The sequence below is a fragment of the Acinetobacter sp. ANC 4173 genome, assembly GCF_004331255.1.
Classification (GTDB): Bacteria; Pseudomonadota; Gammaproteobacteria; order Pseudomonadales; family Moraxellaceae; genus Acinetobacter.
In genome coordinates, this window is record NZ_SJOF01000002.1 from 339,017 (window position 1) to 359,879 (window position 20,863).

Annotated in this window: 22 protein-coding genes; 2 read left to right on the forward strand and 20 right to left on the reverse strand. The window is 44.3% G+C overall.

Annotation, left to right across the window (positions count from 1 at the left end; translation table 11 throughout):
- Positions 1-213: 213 nt before the first annotated feature.
- Positions 214-558, forward strand: a complete 345-nt coding sequence (locus E0H94_RS04035) for a hypothetical protein (RefSeq protein WP_131325238.1) — start codon at positions 214-216, stop codon at positions 556-558.
- Between the two features lie 208 nt (positions 559-766).
- A complete protein-coding gene (locus E0H94_RS04040; protein ID WP_131325239.1) occupies positions 767-1,813 on the forward strand; it encodes an NAD(P)H-dependent flavin oxidoreductase in 1,047 nt (348 codons plus the stop codon).
- A 41-nt stretch (positions 1,814-1,854) separates the two neighbouring features.
- Here E0H94_RS04040 and dusB read toward each other — a convergent pair whose 3' ends face one another.
- From dusB to E0H94_RS04140, 20 genes are all read right to left on the reverse strand, one after another.
- Positions 1,855-2,871 carry a tRNA dihydrouridine synthase DusB gene (gene dusB, locus E0H94_RS04045; RefSeq protein ID WP_264757542.1) on the reverse strand — a complete coding sequence of 339 codons (1,017 nt, stop codon included), beginning with the start codon at positions 2,869-2,871 and terminating at the stop codon, positions 1,855-1,857.
- A gap of 897 nt (positions 2,872-3,768) precedes the next feature.
- Positions 3,769-4,203 carry an excinuclease gene (locus tag E0H94_RS04050; RefSeq protein ID WP_131325241.1) on the reverse strand — a complete coding sequence of 145 codons (435 nt, stop codon included), beginning with the start codon at positions 4,201-4,203 and terminating at the stop codon, positions 3,769-3,771.
- An 18-nt stretch (positions 4,204-4,221) separates the two neighbouring features.
- Positions 4,222-5,442 (reverse strand): beta-ketoacyl-ACP synthase, encoded by a 1,221-nt coding sequence (locus E0H94_RS04055; RefSeq protein ID WP_131325242.1) that lies wholly within the window; start codon positions 5,440-5,442, stop codon positions 4,222-4,224.
- A complete protein-coding gene (locus E0H94_RS04060) occupies positions 5,442-6,167 on the reverse strand; it encodes a 3-ketoacyl-ACP reductase FabG2 (protein WP_131325243.1) in 726 nt (241 codons plus the stop codon). Before E0H94_RS04060 ends, E0H94_RS04055 begins: the two co-directional genes overlap by 1 nt.
- Complete coding sequence (locus E0H94_RS04065) at positions 6,164-6,601, reverse strand: 3-hydroxylacyl-ACP dehydratase (protein WP_131325244.1); 438 nt, start codon at positions 6,599-6,601, stop codon at positions 6,164-6,166. Before E0H94_RS04065 ends, E0H94_RS04060 begins: the two co-directional genes overlap by 4 nt.
- Positions 6,598-7,794: a beta-ketoacyl-[acyl-carrier-protein] synthase family protein gene (locus E0H94_RS04070; RefSeq protein ID WP_131325245.1), complete on the reverse strand. Its 1,197-nt coding sequence runs from the start codon at positions 7,792-7,794 to the stop codon at positions 6,598-6,600. Before E0H94_RS04070 ends, E0H94_RS04065 begins: the two co-directional genes overlap by 4 nt.
- On the reverse strand, positions 7,787-8,344 hold the full coding sequence (locus E0H94_RS04075; RefSeq protein ID WP_131325246.1) for a DUF3261 domain-containing protein: 558 nt from the start codon (positions 8,342-8,344) through the stop codon (positions 7,787-7,789). Before E0H94_RS04075 ends, E0H94_RS04070 begins: the two co-directional genes overlap by 8 nt.
- The gene (locus E0H94_RS04080; RefSeq protein WP_131325247.1) at positions 8,334-9,635 is read right to left on the reverse strand and encodes an NAD(P)/FAD-dependent oxidoreductase; all 1,302 of its coding nucleotides are present in this window, start codon (positions 9,633-9,635) and stop codon (positions 8,334-8,336) included. Before E0H94_RS04080 ends, E0H94_RS04075 begins: the two co-directional genes overlap by 11 nt.
- Positions 9,636-9,653: 18 nt before the next feature.
- Positions 9,654-11,978 (reverse strand): MMPL family transporter, encoded by a 2,325-nt coding sequence (locus E0H94_RS04085; protein WP_131325248.1) that lies wholly within the window; start codon positions 11,976-11,978, stop codon positions 9,654-9,656.
- Positions 11,953-12,540: an outer membrane lipoprotein carrier protein LolA gene (locus E0H94_RS04090; RefSeq protein ID WP_227548548.1), complete on the reverse strand. Its 588-nt coding sequence runs from the start codon at positions 12,538-12,540 to the stop codon at positions 11,953-11,955. Before E0H94_RS04090 ends, E0H94_RS04085 begins: the two co-directional genes overlap by 26 nt.
- Before the next feature lie 61 nt (positions 12,541-12,601).
- A complete protein-coding gene (locus E0H94_RS04095) occupies positions 12,602-13,021 on the reverse strand; it encodes an acyl-CoA thioesterase (RefSeq protein WP_005090845.1) in 420 nt (139 codons plus the stop codon).
- 9 nt (positions 13,022-13,030) lie between these two features.
- Positions 13,031-14,563 (reverse strand): HAL/PAL/TAL family ammonia-lyase, encoded by a 1,533-nt coding sequence (locus tag E0H94_RS04100; protein ID WP_131325250.1) that lies wholly within the window; start codon positions 14,561-14,563, stop codon positions 13,031-13,033.
- Positions 14,564-14,568: 5 nt separating this feature from the next.
- Entirely contained in the window at positions 14,569-15,483 is a 915-nt protein-coding gene (locus E0H94_RS04105; protein WP_131325251.1) for an acyltransferase, read from the reverse strand.
- A 15-nt stretch (positions 15,484-15,498) separates the two neighbouring features.
- A complete protein-coding gene (locus E0H94_RS04110; protein WP_131325252.1) occupies positions 15,499-16,233 on the reverse strand; it encodes a glycosyltransferase family 2 protein in 735 nt (244 codons plus the stop codon).
- Positions 16,234-16,246: 13 nt separating this feature from the next.
- Complete coding sequence (locus E0H94_RS04115; RefSeq protein ID WP_131325253.1) at positions 16,247-17,908, reverse strand: AMP-binding protein; 1,662 nt, start codon at positions 17,906-17,908, stop codon at positions 16,247-16,249.
- A gap of 77 nt (positions 17,909-17,985) precedes the next feature.
- A complete protein-coding gene (locus E0H94_RS04120) occupies positions 17,986-18,540 on the reverse strand; it encodes a septation protein IspZ (protein WP_131325254.1) in 555 nt (184 codons plus the stop codon).
- Positions 18,537-18,785 (reverse strand): acyl carrier protein, encoded by a 249-nt coding sequence (locus E0H94_RS04125; RefSeq protein ID WP_131263320.1) that lies wholly within the window; start codon positions 18,783-18,785, stop codon positions 18,537-18,539. The genes E0H94_RS04120 and E0H94_RS04125 overlap by 4 nt, the downstream gene beginning before the upstream one ends.
- A gap of 9 nt (positions 18,786-18,794) precedes the next feature.
- Positions 18,795-19,055, reverse strand: coding sequence for a phosphopantetheine-binding protein (locus E0H94_RS04130; protein WP_004983939.1), 261 nt, complete (start codon positions 19,053-19,055; stop codon positions 18,795-18,797).
- Entirely contained in the window at positions 19,039-19,851 is an 813-nt protein-coding gene (locus tag E0H94_RS04135) for a lysophospholipid acyltransferase family protein (RefSeq protein WP_116759246.1), read from the reverse strand. The genes E0H94_RS04130 and E0H94_RS04135 overlap by 17 nt, the downstream gene beginning before the upstream one ends.
- Positions 19,845-20,465: a beta-ketoacyl synthase chain length factor gene (locus E0H94_RS04140; protein ID WP_131325255.1), complete on the reverse strand. Its 621-nt coding sequence runs from the start codon at positions 20,463-20,465 to the stop codon at positions 19,845-19,847. The genes E0H94_RS04135 and E0H94_RS04140 overlap by 7 nt, the downstream gene beginning before the upstream one ends.
- Between the last annotated feature and the right edge of the window lie 398 nt (positions 20,466-20,863).

The window sequence follows — 20,863 nt, forward strand, 5'->3', positions numbered from 1 at the left end:
TACAATAAAACGTATCTGAAATTTCTAATATTTTAACGCGTTCAAATCACATCACTGACTTTTTACATAATACACGCTCTATGTTTCAGACCTACATCTGACTATTAATAATAATTACAAATACTTAACATTTTTTGATCATACTTTCACTAAATTTACTTTATATTTTGTCTATCCCTTCGTCGGATAGAACAAATAAAAAGGAAACTTCTTATGAATAAATTGCTTATTGCTTTAGGTCTAGCTGCTGCTGTGACTTTAGTTGGATGTAGTAAAGAAAAAGCCCCAGAAACTGGTGCTACGACAGGTGAGCACTTGGAAAATGCTGCTCAACAAGCGAGCCATGATATGGAAAATGCGGCTAGTGAGGCTGCTGCCAAAACTCAAGCTGCAACGAATGAAGCCGTAAATAAAATTGATAATGCAACGGATGAGGCTGCTGCTAAAACCGAAGCTGCTGCAAAAGACGTGAAAGATGCCGCAAAAGATGCAACAGCACATGTTGCGGGTGCTGTTGAGCAAAGTGCTGGTGATGTAAAAGAAAAAGCACAACAGTAATCTTTAATAAAAAAACACCCTGCTATAGGGTGTTTTTTTATTGCTTATAATTTTTTTTGATTTAAAGCTATGTAATATAGCCCCATAAATCATAAAATTACATTCAAAATCAGTATTTTCTAGCCCATATTTTTAGATTAAATAGTGAATATTATTTGCTTAATTTATTCAGCTTGGGCACAGTGAAGTAAATACATGGAGCCTGATTATGTCTTTACTAGAACAACTAGAAATTAAACATCCTATTTTTCTAGCCCCAATGGCAGGAGTTTCCACGCCGACATTGGCAGCAGAAGTTTCTAATCAAGGTGGATTGGGTTCATTAGGCTTAGGCGCAAGCTCTGTAAATTCTGCGCGCGAACAAATTCTTGCAACTCAAGCCTTAACAGATCGTTCATTTCAAGTGAATTTTTTCTGCCACCAAAGCCAAGTTTTAGATCAAGCGATTGCAACGCAATGGATCGAATATTTAAGCCCACAATTCTCGCGCTTGAATGTCGCTGCTCCTCAGCAGCTAGAATGTATTTATCCCAGTTTTTTAGACAATGATGATTTTTTGAATCTTGTGCTTGAAACACGACTTAAAGCTGTAAGCTTTCATTTCGGTATTCCGCATCCTCATCAAATAACAGCATTAAAAGCTGCGGGCATCATCACTATGGTCTCTGCGACTAATTTGCCTGAAGCGCTTGCAATTGAAGCAGCAGGAATAGATGTCGTGATTGCACAAGGAATTGAAGCAGGTGGTCACCGAGGTATTTTCAACCAAAATATTGATGGTGCAATTAAAACCTCCGATTTAGTACAACTGCTAAATCAACACTGCCATATACCCGTGATTGCAGCAGGTGGAATTATGACGGGTCAACAAGCATATCTAATGCTACAGCTTGGCGCTCAAGCTGTTCAGCTCGGTACAGCGTTTGTACAGTGTAAAAGTTCAAATGCCAATCCCGCTTATCGTAAGGCATTATTGGATACCCCAGTTACACAAATTACAGACAGTATTTCTGGTCGTCCTGCCCGTGGATTAGTGAACACTTGGCATACTGCAATTGATCAACCTAACCGTCCTGCCGTACCCGCTTATCCATACACGTATCACTTAGCCAAACAATTAAATGCCGCAGCAAGTCAACAAGGTGACCATAGCTATGGCGCATTCTGGGCAGGCTCGAACGTGGCTCAAATCCGTGAATTGGAAGCTGCTGATCTCATCAATCAACTGGTCTTAGAATTAAGTCAGGCACAATAAATACAAAGCCCAGCAATCGCTGGGCTTTTGATATAAGATGTCTAGACATCAAGCAAATTAATCTGTTCGACTTGCACATCGTGCATGGTTTGCCCTTCTCTCAATAATAAGTTGAAATAGTTCTCAACGACTTGAGCCTGCTCTGCTGTCGTTTCAACTTTATACATGTTCTGACGAAATTCATTACTTGCTCGTAGTCCTTTGGTATACCAAGCAATATGCTTACGTGCAATGCGACAACCCGAATATTCACCATAGAATTGATAGAGTTCGGCCAAATGCCCCAACAGAACTTCTTTGACTTCAGAAATCTGTGGTGCAGCCAAGTGCTGCCCAGTTGTTAAATAATGTGCGATTTCTCTAAAAATCCAAGGTCGACCTTGTGCAGCACGCCCAATCATAATCGCATCTGCACCAGTATAATCCAATACATATTTGGCTTTTTCAGGGCTATCAATATCGCCATTGGCAATCACAGGAATATTCAGTAATTGTTTGACTTGTTTGATTAAATCGTAACGTGCCGTATTTAAATACATGTCCTCACGGGTCCGCCCATGCAATGCCAAAGCAGTAATACCTGCTTGCTCAGCTCGTTGCGCCACACGCAAAATATTTTCATGCCCATTTAAAAAGCCCAAACGTGTTTTGAGCGTGACAGGGACATCTACCGCAGCAACAACTTCATCTAAAATCCGCGCAACCAAATCTTCATCTTGTAATAAAGCTGAACCAGCCAACTTATTACAGACTTTTTTGGCAGGACAGCCCATATTAATATCGACGATTTGTGCCCCATTTGCGACTTGATAACGTGCGGCCTCTGCCAAATCTTTCGGATCGGAACCTGCAATTTGTGCTGAAATTGGTGCCAATTCCCCATCAAAGTTAGCTCGATACAAACTTTTCTTACTCATACGTAAGGTTTTATCTGCTGTCATCATTTCACTGACCGCATGACCAGCACCAAAGTATTTACACAGCGTGCGAAACGGGCGGTCTGTCACACCCGCCATAGGAGCGACCCAAAGTTTCTTATCTATTGATCTATCAAACAATTCTTTAATAGTGTTGTTTTGACTCAATTTCTTAAACCTCGTTTAACTTCGTTTAATCGCTTCTAGTCGAGTTTTAATGATTTTTTACTACACCCTTATTCACACCTTATCAAAATTATGGTGTAAATTGCATGGGAATAATCACTAAATGCCAACTCGCAAACGTTACAATACACGATAAAGCTCAAGTCTGAGTTCAATATGAAAACTACTCACTATTTAAGACTTCAAAGAATTTCAGTAAGAAATCACGTGCAGATGCGTGGATAACACGAACTGAAACAGAAATTGAATGAAATCCAGAAAGAATACTTAGCTCAACGAGTGAGCTTAAGCACAAAACATTGGCTGGATTTATTGATCAATACCAGGAAGGGATAAATAGTTTCGCGAGAACAAAAACAGGTGCTTTAAAATTGATGGCTAGTGTAGAGATTTCAGCGAAAAATATCTATTCATTAACATGACAAGATTTTTCAGACTTTTAAATTGTGCATGATAAAAGTGATCAAATCACTGGTCATGATGGGATTACCCCTAAAAGCTGGACGGATTTTGAAGTGTAGCCTACATGTTATTGCAGTCTTTGAAAAAGGTGATGATTGGGTTTAACCCATTGCAAAACCGCTATCCATTAAAGATAGATTTCAAATAGGTTTATCTAGATCGTTGAAGTTATGATTTGATTTTCGTGAATAACATCTAAATTTGGATAAAATGAATTCTATTTTGTTTCAAACAATCAGCAATGCCACGCCACAATCGAATAGATTTCACAGCAGAATACTCACTGTAGATGAGCTATACGCAAATCAAATATGATTCATGACTGCTCAAGAAAATTTTTAAATTATTTCTTAAAACAGTGAGGGATTTGCTCCCCCACTTCTAGCTGATCTAGAATTTTACCAAATCCCCTTTCAATGCCACGCCTGCTAGTGCCGTACCTTTCGCACATTGGTAGGTGGTGGTGCTACGTGTTTCATTCGATTTATAGAAACTCACCAGATTAGTCACAGCATTTGCACCATTGGCTTTGGCGGTATTTTGGAATTGAATCAATGCTGAACGGAGTACATGATCACATGAAGTTTCCGCAGACTTGGCAAAACCATTGGTCTTTTTATTGGTCACTAAGCCCTTTTCAATCACCTTGCCGCCTGACTTGGTTCCTGCCAAATAGAATTTTACCGAGCCATCCAGCACACCATCTGCAACAGCACGATTCACTGCTTCTTTAAACTTAAAATCATACATTTGATCGGCAGCCTGAGCTGATGCAATCGCACCTAAAGACAACACAGCGACTACACAGATTTTTTTGAATAACATGGTTCTACCCTTATCTTATTAGACACGTTTAAAAATCAAGGAGGTATTAATCCCCCCAAAAGCAAAATTGTTGCTCATTATCATTTGCGTTTCTGCTGAACGCATATCTGACACGATATAATCCAGATCACCACAAGCACTGTCAATCTGATCTAAGTTCAGTGTAGGCACCAACTGATTGCGTCGCATCATTTCAATACTCAGCCACGCCTCAATGGCGCCACACGCCCCGAGCGTATGCCCAAAATAACTTTTTAATGAGCTGATCGGTTTTTTCCCAAAAATACGCGCAGTCGCTTGTGATTCAGCAATATCCCCCTGATCAGTCGATGTCCCATGCGCATTGACATAATCAATATCCGCGGCAGTCAACTGGGCATCTTTCAGTGCCAACTGCATACAACGGCCCATCATTTCAGAATCAGGTCGAGTCACATGCTGACCATCAGTATTACTACCATAACCGACAATCTCGGCATAAATGGTCGCACCGCGTGCTTGGGCGTGTTCATATTCTTCTAAAATCAAACAGCCTGCCCCTTCACCGACCACCAAACCATCACGGTCTGCATCAAACGGGCGTGGCGTGGCCTCAGGTTGATTATTTTTCATACTGGTTGCTAACAACACATCGAACACGGCTGAACCCGCGGCACTGAGTTCTTCTGCACCACCTGCAATCATCACAGTTTGCTTGCCATATTTGATCGCTTCATACGCCTGACCAATCGCCATAGAACCTGAAGTACAGGCACTTGAGGTCGGCAGCGTCAAACCTTTTAGGCCAAAATACACCGTCATATTGACCGCACTGGTATGCGACATCATACGAATGTAGGTCGTGGCATTCAGTTGGCTCATATTGTGCTCAATCAACATGGCGCCAAACTCACGTACGGCATCCACACTGCCCGCAGAGGAACCAAAGGCCACGCCTGCATCACCACTTTTTAAGATATCGGCATGCAGTAAACCTGCATCTTCCAATGCCTTTTCAGCACATACCGTAGACATTAAAGCAACACGCCCCATGCCACGGGTGACTTTACGGTTAAAATGCTTCGGTACAGTAAATGACTCCACCGGGCCAGCCAATTTACTGCGTAAATCAGGATAAATTTCCCAGTCAGGCATATAGCGAATACCGCTTTTGCCTTGTGCAAACTGCTCAAAAATTTGTTCTGCGGTTTCACCCAAAGAGGTAATCCCAGACATGCCTGTTACGACAACACGTTTCATTAGATTAGGCCTCCATTGACTGAAATCACTTGGCGGGTGATATAACTGGCATCATCACTACATAAAAACTTCACCGCTTTAGCCACTTCTTCCACCTGTCCCATGCGTTGCATCGGGATCATTTTCAAGGCGTGTTCTTTAACTTCTTCCGTGACCATTTCGGTTTCAATCAAGCCCGGAGCAACACAGTTCACCGTGATTTTACGTTTCGCCAACTCTAACGCCAGTGCTTTGGTCGCACCAATCAAGCCCGCTTTGGCAGCACTATAGTTCACCTGACCACGGTTACCCATGATTCCTGACACTGAAGACAAGGTCACAATACGCCCACCTTTTTTCAAGCGGATCATTGGCATCATCAGGGGTTTCAGCACATTATAAAAACCGTTCAGAGAGGTCGAAACCACCTCATCCCAGTCTTCATCGGTCAATGCAGGAAATGCCCCATCTCTGGTCAGTCCGGCATTCAACACCGCACCGTAAAAAGCGCCATGCTGTGCCATATCTTGCTCCAAAATGGCGGCAATCTTTTCACGCTCATTCACATCGAACATCAGTACATGACTCGCCTGCCCAAGCGCTTGAATCTCCTGCGCCACTGCTTCGGCCTCAGATTGTCTTGAGCGAGCATGGACCGTGACATCAAAGCCTGCCTTTGCCAACTCTAAAGCGATCGCTTTACCTATTCCACGACTCGAACCCGTGACTAAAACTCTTCTGTTCACACTAATTTTCCAATGATTTCATTCATATTTTCAGGCTCAAAGACACTCAACATGGCACTGAACCGATGTTCTTGATATTCAATTTCACAATGAAACTGCCCTAAACCCTCATGCAGATAACTTTGTTCGACCCGAATCCGCACGGTTGTGCCCAAACTAAAATAGGCACAAGGCAACTGCATTTTACGCGTTCCCAATAAAAAACCAATTTTCGGTGGCAATCCCTGAGTTTGTCCTTTATAGCCTGCATAGACACTGATGGTCTGCGCCATCAGCTCAATGCTGCTCCATGTGGGCAAGCCTTCTGGCTCACAAAACATCAAATCAGGCGTGATATGAAGTTCTGCAATGGCAAACGTATCATTGGCTTCAATCAGATGACTCACGAAAACCATCGGTTTCACATGTGGAATAAACTGTACTGCATCCATCATGACAAAGCTGTCCCGAAAATTAAACTGATATTGCTCCCCCCAAACGCAAACGAATTACTCATCGCATAGCGCATCGGTACAGCCAAATGCGGAGTAAGCACATAATTTTGCCCAGCCAACGCATCGTCCAATTTGCCTGCATGATGTAATGGCAGCCAGGATTGATCCAATAGAACCTGCTGGCAAATAAAGGCTTCGATTGCGCCCGCTGCCCCTAAGCAATGTCCCGTTTTATGTTTGGTACTGCTTAATGCCACAGTTGCATCTGAAAAAACGGTCTGTACTGCCTTAATCTCCATCGCATCATTTTGCGGTGTAGAAGTCCCATGTAAGTTCAAATAACCAATATCGCCTGCTCCAAGCTGTGCCATACCTAAAGCTTTTTGCATCGCCTCCGCAGCCCCCCGTCCTTCTGGATGCGGCGCTGAAATATGCCATGCATCCATTGACTCACCACTCGAGAATAGCATCACAGGTGCAGGCGCTTTAGAGAGTAAAAACAGTCCTGCAGCTTCACCAATATTAATGCCGTCACGGTTGGCACCACAGGGCTGACAAACTCCGCTCGATAAGCTTTCTAAACTATCAAAACCATTTAAGGTCAGCTTGCATAGGGTGTCGACTCCACCGACTAAGACAGCATCGGCCAAATCGACATTCAGCAAACGTTGCCCCGCCGCCATCGCTTTGGCTGCCGAAGAACAAGCGGTAGAAATGGTATAGGCAGGCCCTTCCCAGCCCAAATACTGTTGTAAGGCTTTCGCTAAACTGCCCATTTCTTGTTTTTGGTGCTGTACAGACTGCGGTGCTGGCTGTTGAAACTGGGCTTTTAAGACCGGCTCATTATCCGCGATGCCTGAGGTTGACGTACCGATAATCACAGCGAGACGTTGTTTAGAAAACTGTGCAGTATAGGCACGAATCTCGGTTTCAATGTGTGCCAAAGCCGTCAGGGCAAAGCGTAGATTCCGTGAATCTGCACCGCTCAAGCTTTCAGGCACTGTTTGGAGCAAGGCTTGATCCGATGCGCCGACCCATATCGTACGCCCTGCAATCAGATCCTCTCGTTGCGATAAGGTATTTTCGGTGCTTGTTAAGGCATGTTGAAGCTCAGCGGCATTTTGTCCCAAAGCCGACAGCGCCGCACTGAACTGAATACCGACGGCTGAAACATGCTGTAGATTTTTAGTCATGATTGTCGCCTTGATCATCTTCTAAAGTATTGCTCACGGCACTGATCACCATCTGATACGGCACTTGCAGATTATCCAGCTCAATTACCCCTTCATTTTGCTGAATTTTCAACACAGGCTGCTGCTGTATATAAATGGTATCGGCTTTCTGTACGACAGCATTTTGAGCAGCATGTAACGCAGCAAAATTTGGATAAGTTGCATACAGAATATCACGCACCACATAATCAAAAGGCAACAGTTTCATTTGATCAATCCGCTGTTCCACATGTACGTTTTGACCATCAAAACTCAACTTAAATAACTGCTGTCCCGTAAGGCTAAGCGCCAGCATGTCAAGCGACTGTCCCCGTTGCTGCTGGTACAGTAAGAAGCTGAAACTCTGGGTTTTCCACTGCACTTCGATTTGGTCTTGGCGCTGGTAATTTTGTGCCACCCACAGCGGAGTCGCGAGTCCTTGCGCTTTGGGAATCCAACTTTGGCAGGCACTACAGAGCAAAGCACTGGCTAAAACCCAACTGATGGTCTTTAAACACAACTTAAGTTTCATCAGTCAGCAACTCTTTCTGTTGTTGTGCTTCTCGGCAATATTCTGCCAAGGTGCTCAAGCGTTGCTTGGCATTACGATGAATCGGGTTGCTCGTATCCCATGCATAACCTGCCAGTAAAGATGCAATCATACGGCGGATTTTTTCATCCTGCTGAGTCGAAAACACCACATCCTGAAACTCTCCTGAATACCATGACTCGACATAGGCACGGAATACTTGAATGCCTTTACGCAGTGGCTTTTCGTATTGCTCCATCCAATCTACTGCCTGACCTTGCAGCACTTGCTCGACCAATGGCACCGCTAGACTGGAAGATTTCAATGCAATCGTTACACCTGAGGAAAAGACAGGATCTAGAAACTCACCGGCATTACCGAGTAGTGCATAGTTTTCAGATGCCAAATGTTTCACATCGGCAGAGTAGCCCACCAAAGTACGTACAGGAGTATCATGTTTGGCATGGCGCAGCACATGCGACAAGCTAACATCATCGGCTAAAATACGTTTCTGCAAAGCTTCTAAATCATAGTCGGCACTGCCGTCATAACCGTATTTTTCAAAGAAATCTTGCTCCGCCACAATACCAAATGAAGAACGTCCATCAGCAAAGGGAATCAGCCAATACCACGCACGATGGTCTTTTTCATGTACGGTAATTAAGATTTTCTCACGGTCAAACTCAGGGTCATCCAACAAACCGTCTTCAATATGGGTAAAGACCGCACGGCGCACAGGAAAGTCCGACGGGCTTTCTAAATCGAGAAACTTCGGCAAAATGCGGCCAAAACCACTGGCATCCAAGAGGAATTTGCCTTGAATTTGGTAGCTATTGCCCTGTTCATCTTTCACCGTCAAAATCGGCTGTGTAGATGCCACATCGACGGCCAAAACTTCATGACCAAAACGGATATCTGCGCCCATTTTCTCGGCTTGCTGAGCTAAGAGCTGGTCAAAGTTGGCTCGTCGTACCTGCCATGTGGTGCCTGGGCCTTCACTAAACTTTTGGGTAAAGTCATAAAAACTGCGCTGCGTGCCTCTTAAAAAAGCCGCACCATTTTTAAACTGAAAGGCATATTCGTCGGCATGGGCACGCACCGTCTCCAATAAACCCGCTTCTTCTAAAAACACCATACACTGCGGCAATAAAGACTCGCCGATGGAAAACCGCGGAAAATATTGCTTTTCGATGACTGTGACTTGATGGCCTTTTTGACGCAGCAAAGCCGCGGCCGAGCTACCTGATGGTCCCGCCCCAATAATTAAAACATCTGTCTGTTGCATGGTGCTCATTGCACTGTACCCTTTGACTCAGCTCTTTGGCTGATATTGTTGAACCACCACATGTTTTGCATCGGAGGATGTAAAAAGTGTGGCATAAATAAATGAAAAAATAACGCCCAGTAATACCGTTAAGCCGAAACTGTGAATGGCGTAGGTATGACTGAAAGACAACAAGCCAAAACTAAAGAAAGTCGACATCATACACAGGAACAAAGCCATACCCACCACCTGCGGGTGATCATGTCCGTGACGGTAGAAAATCGCATAGTCCACCCCTATTCCAATGATTAGGAAGGTACCCATAATGCTGAATAAATTAATCTCGACACCCAGCCATGCTTGAATCGCAAACGTGGTCATTAAGGCCATACTGACAGGTAACACTAAAGGCAGAATGGATTTTTTGCCATACAGTGCCCCTAAGCCAATGGCTAAAATCAGCAACGCACTGAGTAATAGCCACTGTGCCTGCTCACGGTGCTGTTTAAACAATTCAGACAGTTGATGAACGGGACGTAACAGTTGTACATCAGCATTTTCAAGCTGTTGCACGGCTTTGACGTCATGCACATTTTGCAGCATCACCAAACGCTGCGTCGGACTCATCTGCAAAAAATGCAGGGGGTGATCTTTAAAAACTGCTTCGGTCAGCAACGGTTGGTCTTTTAAATGGGTTTGCCAGTTTAAAACATCGACTGCGTTGAGCTGTAATGCTTGCGCATATTCCACCAAAGCGGGCTGAGGAATCGCCTGCAACATCACAATATTGTGTTTTTGCTGCTCAAGCGATGGAATCCACTGCCCTAAAGCTTGTACAGCATCCAACTTGCCAGCCTGCTGCAAGGGCACAAGTTTTGCCAGTAGCTGCTGTTCATGCTGCTCTAATTCTGCTGGGGTTCGGCCCTGTACCACAAAGTATTCACTGCTTTGCTGTTGCATAAAACGCGTACGAATATATTGATCTTCCTGCTTTAAGGTGGCATCCATACTTTGTAAATTACGGATGTCATCATTGCTTTTCAGGAAGAAGAGGCTGCTACCGGTCAGCAGTAGAATCAGTGCAATCATGCCATAACGTAGCGTGTTGCGGCTCTGCACATAACTGCGTGCTTTGCCAATAAAGCCCAAAGCACGTATTGCAGGTTCCGCATTTAGCGCAGGCAAACGTGGCAGCAATAAAATACTGGTCACCCATGCGGCGCTCAGTCCAACCATGGAAAAGACCGCAATCTGCTTAAAGCCCGGAAATGGGGTAAAACTCAGTACCACATAGGCCAATAGCGTGGTCATCAACCCCACAAATAAACTCGGCAATAATGGTTTTAAAACAGTAAATCCATCGATCTGTCGGTGCTGAGACTGCATGGCCATAAAGTAAAATGAAAAATCGACACAGACCCCAATCAAACTGGCACCAAAGACCAGTGTCATCAGGTGAATTTCACCAAAAACCCAATACGTCACCGCAAAGGCCACCAAACTGCCTGTACCGACCGCAACCATTTCCGTCAGCATCGGGCGTATCGAATGGAAGCCAAACCAGACCAGCAGTAAAATCCCGATGGTCGAACCCACGCCAATAGTCGAGATTTCCTCTTTGGCAGAATTGGTGCCAAACTGTGCAAACAGTAACGTGCCTGTCCAGTGCGGTTTAACCTGCAACTGGTTGAGCTGCCGATTGATATTCTGAATAAATGCAGCAGTCTGCTCTTGGTAGGCAATGTTATAGGGACTGCTATTGAGCTGAAGCACCATCAGGCGCGAGATGCCCTGCTCATCACGAAGCGTGGCAAAACCCTGCTCTAAATTGATATCGGCATTGTTTTGTAAAGCACTTAACCCCACTGCATAACGCGGAAACAGCAATAAAGGATCTTGCTTCAGCATTTCAGCCGTGATTGGCATGCCCGGACTCATCAGTTGTAATAAGCCCTGCTCCATCAACGCAGCAGTATCCTGCCCTTGCACAATCTGTTGATCTGTCTTGGATAATAGCCCTGCTTTGTGCTGATACAGCGCTTGGGCAAATTGATCAGGATCAAGCTGTGGACGAACAGGTAAAAATAGCTGACTTTGGTCGGCTTGGGTTTTGAATACTTGCGTTGCCTGTTCTAATTGCTGATCCGTTTTGGCATCCAACACCACAAAAACTTTGTCATTTAACTGCTGACTGACATATTGCTGTGCTTGTTCCAGATGAGCATCTTGATGGGCCTCAGGCAGCAAAGCAAAAATATTGGTCTCAATCTTGATGCCTTTATTCAGCCAAGCCACGCCCAGTGCCAAAGCAATGACACACAGCACCAACAGCCACAGGGCGCTAAACTTATTTTGCCAATTGGAAAAGCGCATTTTCCGCAGCCGTTAAAGTTTGAGGTTGAGCCGTTTGCTGGCTAAAACGAATGATGGTGCGGTTATTGGCTTGTTCCAAAATCGTAATACGGTCTACATAACGCTGACCTTGCGCATCGACTTGGACAAAAAGCTTTTTAAATAGACTGCTTTTCGGCGTCAAGCTGACATTCCACTGCGTCGGACTGTAATTGGCAGACACCACATTAAAGTTTTTAGCGAGGGCCGCTTCATTGCCTGACATCAACTGTAAAAACATCGTTGCAACAGAGCCATACGGAGTTTTGTCAACTTCAATTTGAGTGGAAGTACGCTGCGTCTTTTGTACCAACTTACGCGGTGTCACCACCAAATCGGCTTTGACTGGACTTTGAATCTGCCACAGCACACCTTGGTTTTTGCTGAACAGCACCGTGCCTTTGGACACATAGGTTTTATTCAAAGAGGCCAGTTTTTTCTGCTGCTCAAATTGGGCACGCACCACAGGCGTTGCACCGAGCTGAGTAAACACCTGCTTCAATTCAGTATTTTGTGCATTCACTGTGGGAGCAAGCAAAGTCATCGCACTGGCTGTACACGCAACCAAAATCGACTGAGGGAATTTGTATCGAATCATGCTTACATTACTCCGCTTTAAACTCAGGCCATGCATTTAAACAGTCCAACAACACCTGTGGGGATTGGAAGCACATTTCACGTTTTTCAATATGTACCGCCACTTGCGAAGTAAAGCCCTTAGTCAACTTTCTGCCCGAAACCGCATCAAAAATCAGATATTCAATTTTTAGGCGATTTTCCCACTCTTTCAGAACGGCGCGCACACGAATTTTTTGCTCAAACTCAATGCCTTGCACATAACGCACATAGCTTTCAATTACCGGCCATGCATAGCCTGAGTCACGCATTTGATTATAGTTATAGTGAAATTGATCCAGCAGTTTGCAACGCGCAATTTCAAAATATTTTAAATAATGACCGTGCCACACCACATGCATGGTATCGACATCATGAAAAGGCACCTCAATAATTACATCAGCATACATGCTCATTTCCTATGAATATTGAACAGCAATGCTGTCTAACAGTTCTAAATGCTCAAAGCGATTGACCAATGCTTGAAGCTCTTGTTGTAAAGGACGATCTTCCGCTACATAGGTGAAGCTCTGAAGCACCCACTGTTGAAATGCTGTTAAAACAGGGCTGAGTTCTGTATCTACAGCTTTAAGTTTAACCGCCTGAACCGCTGCACAACTGAGTGCCGCAATCACTTGTTCGGTCAGGGTAATCACACGGCTGGCATCACGCGCAGCAATGGTACCCATACTGACTTTGTCTTGATTATGACATTCGGTTGAGCGTGAGAAAATCGACGCTGCGAGTGTTTGTTTCAAGGCTTCTGCCGTCCATGCCGAAACCCCAATTTGCACCGCTTTAAAGCCATGATTCAGCGGTAAACGCTCAGGACTGGAACCGGTTAAATTGCGCGGCAAACCATTGTTCATTTTATAGTCGACCAACTGCGCCAACTGACGATCCATTAAATCGGCAATATTCGCGATCATAATTTTCAGGCTGTCCATGGCTTGGGCAATATGTCCGCCATAGAAATGGCCACCATGCAGTACACGCAGGTTCACTGGGTCAATCAATGGGTTGTCGTTACTTGAATTCAGCTCATTTTCAATAAACTGACGCAACCAGACTTTAGAATCTTCAAACACCCCAATCACATGCGGTGCACAGCGCAGTGAATAACGGTCTTGCAGGCGCGAACTTTGATGCGCGGTCTGCACTTCACTGTTTAACCAGTCACGTAATTGAGCTGCAATATGTTGCTGTCCCGGATGTGGTTTTTGCGCAAACAAGACTTCATCAAAATGGCTTGGATTCCCTTCTAAAGCCAAAACATTCAGTGCGGTAATCAAGGTACTGGCAAAAGAAATCTGTTCGGCTTTTTTATAGTTCAGGCAAGCAATCGCGGTCATGACTGCTGTACCATTCATCAAGGCCAACCCTTCTTTAGGACGCATTACCAAAGGCTGCAAACCTTTTTCGACATACACTTGTGCAATCGGTACGATCTGACCTTGATAGTACACGTCGCGCTCACCGACCAAGGCCCCAGCGATATAAGACAAAGGTGTCAAGTCACCACTGGCACCCACCGAACCTTCTGAGGGAATCACAGGAATTACATCTTCATTCAGCATCCAGACTAAACGCTGCAACAAGGCATGCGAAACACCCGAATAGCCACGCGCCAAAGAACATAAACGCACCACCACAACAGCACGTGCGGTAATTAAGTCTAAGTTTTGTCCCATGCCACAGCCATGAAAACGCGACAAATGTAGTGGTAGCTCATGCACTTGATGGGCTGGAATTTCGACTAAGCACGAGTCTCCATAGCCCGTGGTCACGCCATAAATGACGCCTTCGTCTTGCAACAGTTGATCGAGGAAATCTGCGCCACGTTGAATCAATGCTGTCCATTCAGCAGAGGCAGGCAATGCCACCAGTTTTTCCTTACGCGCTACAGCCACAACATCTTCAATACTGAGCGGAGTTTCCCCAACAATTAACACAAGACTTATCCTTTATTCCAAAAATTATAAAAATTAAACCATTGATAGGGCGAGCGTATGCAATGCTGTTCCAACAACTCCACATACTGTCGTGTGGTCTGTTGCATGGCCTGTAAACGCTCTTTACGTGGCCAATTTAATTGCTCCGCCACGGAGTGAATATGCACTTCAAAATGTGCATCGACTCGATAGCAGAACACTGCCAACACAGGAGCTTTCAACAAACTGGCCAAAATCCATGCGCCTTGCGGCCACAGCGCTTGCTCACCTAAAAAAGCAACCGATTGTACCCGATCCGACTGCACGGGTACGCGGTCAGCCGCCACAATCACCCATTCACCCTGATCCAATTTATCCTGCAAAATCAATGCTGTTTCGATTCCCAACTCATCCACCGAAACCAAATTAACATCGGCATGTTCATTTAGTTTTTTTAAAAATGCATTGAACTTGGTGGCATGTTTTTGATACACCAACACATTAATTTTCTGCGAATGCTCAGCTTTGATGGCACGTAGCAATTCAATATTGCCAAAGTGCGACACCACAATTACTGCACCTTTTTGATAGTGCGAACGAAAGTGCGCATGACCATGCAGCTTTAAGTTCTGCTCAGGAATATGCCCGAGCCAACCTTCAATTTTATCTAAAATACATTCGCCAAATTGCATCAAATGCGTATAGCTGTGCCAAAGCTGTGGCTCAGCCTGAAACGGTGACTGTGCACCTGCAAAATGATGCAGTTTTTTTAAGTACAACAGAGAAGCCTGACGCGCGGTATTGGAAAAAAGCCAGTACCATAAAATCACAAAATACAAGATGACCCGGCACAGCCAGCGCCCACCCAAACGGTAGAAACCCAGCATCAGCATCAGCGGCAACATCCCGCCCCGCTCTTTTACGGCGCTCCATTTCTGCATATGCGTCTCTGACCCTTAGCCTTTGACTTTCTGATAAATCAGTTTGGGGAACCTCAGCAGCATGCCACCTAACAAGCGACTATGCGCACGCGCCATGCCCAGATTGTCCCGCCAAACATCAAAATGTGAAATGCCACCTTCAGGGTAAACCACATGCGTAGCCAGATTGATAAACGGCACATTATCCCATTTCAACCGCACCAAAATCTCCGAGTCAAAGCCCATCCGCGGTTGAAACTTGGCTGTGTTTAGAATGTTCACTGTCTGCGACAGAGGATAAACGCGGAAGCCACACATGCTGTCTTTAATCTCAAAAGACAGGCTGTTAATCCACACCCAAATGTGCGTTGCATAACGGCCATAGAGACGTTTTTTCGGAACAGTCGCATCAAAAATCGGCTGACCAATAATCATGGCTTCAGGATGCTGGATAGATGTGTCTAAAAAGCGTTGCACATCCTGCCAGTCATGTTGTCCATCGGCATCCAGTTGCAAGGCATGACTATAGCCACATTGAAAGGCATGCTTGAGCCCTGTGATCACCGCCTGCCCCTTACCCTGATTATGGGTATGTTCAACCAAATCAACCACTGGGTAGTTATGTGCGAGCTGATGTAACACTGCTGTACAAGCGGCATCACTGCCATCATTCACCATAATAATGGGTAGCTCAAAAGAGCTTAAATGTGACAGTAACGCAGCCAAATAATGCGGATGGTTATACACAGGGATCACAAAGCAGTGTTTCATTTTTTCTCTCGGCTTAAACGTCTACAGGGACAGCAAACAGCAAACGTCCTGATGCCAATATTTTGTCATGATTTTTCAGTTCAAAACTGATCTTATGCGCTTTACGGCTGAGCACCAGTTCCACCGTTTGATAGGGTTGGATCAGTCCTTGAAATTTTAACTGCTCAAAACCATTGCACCACAGTAAATCTGCCCAGTTTTGTTTGGCAAAATGTTGAATAAATCCAATTTGCCCTACACCTGGATAAATCGGGAAGTTTGGGAAATGCCCTTTAAAGCACTCCAGCTCAGGAATAAATTCCAAAGCATAACTGATCTGCGTATCCTGAGATTGCTGCATCAACACCACAGGCAAGCTCATCGGTTGAAAGAGCGATTTTAAATACTGTTTATTCAATTTCGATTGTGCATTTTGTGGCATTTGCGTTAAGAAACGCCACTGCCGCGGAATCGCGATACTTTCCAGTTTCTGTTGCAATTGTTTTTTCAGTTGTGCGGTAAAGGCGGCTTTGCCCTTTTCAGTGAGCAGCGCCCGAGCATCCTCGGTCAACACTGCCACCACCGCCAACATCTGACGCTGTTCTTTTTCATGAATTAAGACATGGCACTGCTGTATTTCAGCCAACTCAGCGATTTTTGCTTCAATCGCATCGAGACTTAAACGCTTTTCTTCAAGTTTGACAATGCGATCCAAACGCCCCAACAACTGAAACGAACTTTTGGGATTATCTGCATCCACGACCTGTACTTTATCTCCGGTCAAAATCCAATCCGCACTAAAGGCATGGTTGGTTTTGACGGCTAACTCTTGCTGCTCAGTGCACTTAATTTCGACATTGGCGAAGGGTGCCCATAGCGCATCATCTGCCTGACGGTGAGCAATCCCGCCTGTTTCAGAACTACCAAATACTTCAGTAATCGGACGGTTCAGTAAAGGACGCACGCCTGCATCCAACTTTCCACCAGAGGAATAGACCCTATAGCAGTCTTGCAATACCACATCTGTGGTCCAGCGCTTCAGCAAAGCGGGACTGGAAATTACATAATTGGGCAGCTGCACATGGGCAATTTTCTTTTGAAGATCGACCACATCTTCAGGGAAAGCCAGTTGTTTTTGGTAAAAACTGCGTCCACTGGCTAAGGGCCATAACAACTTAAACAACAAACCATAAATATGTTGATGGCTCACCGTAGCAATCGCAACCGCTTGCTCAGGCAAATCAAAACTGGCTTCCAAACCACTAACTTCATTGAATAATTGTTGCAAGCTGCGCGGAATCTTTTTCGGTTGCCCTGTTGAACCCGAAGTATAGAAATACAGCTGTGCCTGATTGAGAAAGGCCGCATCAAATTGAAGCTCGAAGGTTGACGCTGCTGTCGACGGCAAACGCTTTAAAAAATAAATCTGCTGTTCAGCCAGTTCTTTTTCTAAGTCGCTGACCCGATGTGGGGGTAACAACACTTGCTTGCCTGCTTGTAAGGCCGCAAACAACAACACTAAAAACTCATAACTGTCTTGTTGCCAAAGCGCCCATACAGGCTGTTCCAACTGCTGAATTTGCGCAGCTTGCTCAGCCACATCCAACCAAAAAGTGTGAAAGGACACAAAACTAGAGTCCGCCTGAATACACAGGGGACGCGATGAATGCAGATGGTGCTGAAAATGACAAGACATATAATTTGTTTTTAAAACCGTATTTCTAATCGCGATAGTTCGAGGCCACTGTTTCAGTTGCCCTGACCGAAAGGCTGTTATTTCTGTGCCTGATGTAGTCGCTGTTGACGTTTACGCAACACAAACTCACCCAGTAACAGTCCACCCATCAAGACGTAAGAGATCAAGCCGTTATACAACACCCAAATCTTCATTGGTGCGAAAAAAACAGTGATCAACGCGATGACTGCATTGATGCAAAAAAAACCACACCAAACTTTGGTCACTTGACGGGTCCATTCTACCCCTTCTTTGGGTAGATTGGGCTCTACCAAACGTGCAAAACGTTCAATCATTGAAGGCGGTCGAATCAAGGTGCTGGCAAAAATAAACAGCGCCCCAAGACTCATAAAGACAGGATAGAGTTTCAGCCACGCATGATCTTTTAAAATCAAACTCAGCCCGCCACATAAAATGGCAAAACCTGTCAAGGGCCACAGCAAAGCATTACCCTTACTTAATAGACGCAGGACGCCCAGTGCAATCAATACAGCACTGACCCAGACATACTGTCCATGTGCCAAAGCATAAGCCACAAAAAAAGGATAGAGGATCAATCCGACTCCTACTACCCCTTTTAAAATGTTGTTCATGCAGCAGACATATTCTGAATCACGACCACCACATCTTGCACGGTACGCACATTTTTAAAGTCTTCAGGATTGACTTGTTTACCTGTCAGTTCTTTAATTTTAACAACTAAATCAATGGCATCAATACTATCAACATCAAGATCTGAAGCTAAGTTTGATTCTAACTGCACCTCTTCAGGTTCAATTTCAAACAGATCTTCCATCCATTCACGTAATTTTTCTAACACGGTTTCTTGTGCAAGCATAGCAACCTCTTATGCTGTTTTCTGTGCTTCAACCAAAGCCACTAAACTTTGAATTGATTTAAAATATTCTTTGGTATCTGCTGACTCTGCATTCAGATGAATGCCATAACGCTTTTTCAATGCCAAACCCAATTCTAAAGCATCAATCGAGTCCAAACCCAAACCATCACCAAACAAAGGCGCATCTGTATCAATATCTTCAATACGGATGTCTTCAAGGGCAAGGACATCAATAATCATTTGCTTTAATTCGTCAGCAAGATTGCTCATTTACGGATAACTCTTGGTTAAAAAACCACTGTAATTGTTGATTTAATTGACGCACATTTTTGGGATTGACCGTTACATCATCCAATACGTCTTCCACTCGGATCGCATCCAACACTTTCACATGGATATGGAAAGGCTGTTCTGGAATGTGATACCACTTTTCATTTTTGGTCAGGGTTGATGGCGTGCAGGTAATCAACACAGGGCGAATCGGCACCCCTGCACGCAGGGCAATATTGGCCGCACCACGCTGAAAGTCATTCAGCTGCTCACCTTTTGCTGTCCGCGTCCCTTCAGGAAAGATCAACAAAGACGCCGCATGATCCTGCTGTAGTTTGTGTACGCAGTCCTGAATAAATTGTTCAGAACCTGCATTTAAAATATAGCCCGCACTTTGCACTGGGCCTTTGGTAAATGGATTCGACCACAGCGCCTGCTTGACCACACAGTTTGCTTGTTCCATTAAACCAATTAAAACCACTACGTCAATCAGTGTCGGATGATTGGCAATCACCAACTCCTGCTGGCTGTGCTGTAGTTTATCTAAGCCTTCAACCGTATAGGTCATGATGCCCAGTTTCACCATCATTTCGGTGAAACCTTTAAAACTGTGCTTAATCACCTTCTGAGTGCGCTGCTTTCGAAGTTCAAGGTCTGCTGAACTCAGCTTGACCAGCGGTGCAATCAAACCACCAATCGCCACGCCGCCTAAGCCAAAACTGGCAAAACTAAACCCTGTCGCCCCAACGCGCCAGACATAGTTGGCTTTTTGCTTGATTCGATTTAATTTCAGCATTTCGTCCACGCTTCAGATTCAGTTTGCTCAGGATTATTCCAAAACGTGTTAAATGCTAAAGCCTGCTGATAAGCTGGCGTTGAATCCGTATGCTTTGGCGTCAATATCAAATTGGCAGGCGCTAACGAAATAATCGCTACCATCGCAAAAGTAGCAAATGGCTGATGCTCGATATAAATTTCCGACAAGGCTTCATCATAATACAACAGCAAAACATGACGGGCTTCAGGCATTGTTTTTAGCCACGCATAGGCTTCAATCAGCCCATCATTCCACGAACCTGCCAAACTGGTCGCAGGTGTCGTATCCTGACATAAAATGGAATAGAGGCCTGAAATTGCATTATGTACCGACGTTGAAAATTGAGTCGGTGAAGGGGTTTGCTCGCTTAACACATCTTCTAGAATATTCAGTGTTTTTGCTTCATCGCCATATTGTGACACCCAAACAATATAATCGACATTACGGGTGTCCAAAGTCTGCATGGCACTATTCAACGCCAGTTTTGCAAGATTCGATAAGCGTCGGCGTTGCATCGCAGGAATTTTTTCTATAGCTGGTAATTCTTGATCAACCGAACTCATATTCAAGCGGGATATGTGGAGTTGCATCATAATTAGCAGTATTAAGAATGAAATATTATCAATGCCAAATTATAGCATTTACAAAAAAATAACACAAAACAACAACTTTAAGCATTAACTTAAATAATTCAATCAAGTTAAAGCAACGGAATTTTAAAATAAATCGACTAACAAAAACTAGCCAGCATTATTCTATCAAATAGTCTTTTCAAATTGAATAGTTTTCCATAGCTGCGTATTAGTTAAATTTTTTTATACCTACTAAATCCATATAATCCAACCACTTAATACAAATATAAATGATATCAATCGCAGCAGGTCGCAAGTCTTTTAAATTTCAATTATAAAAGCATCAAAAGAATACAAAATCAGTGCATAACAAAATGCTGTTTAAAATTTGATAGTACATATTTGATATTAATCAAACT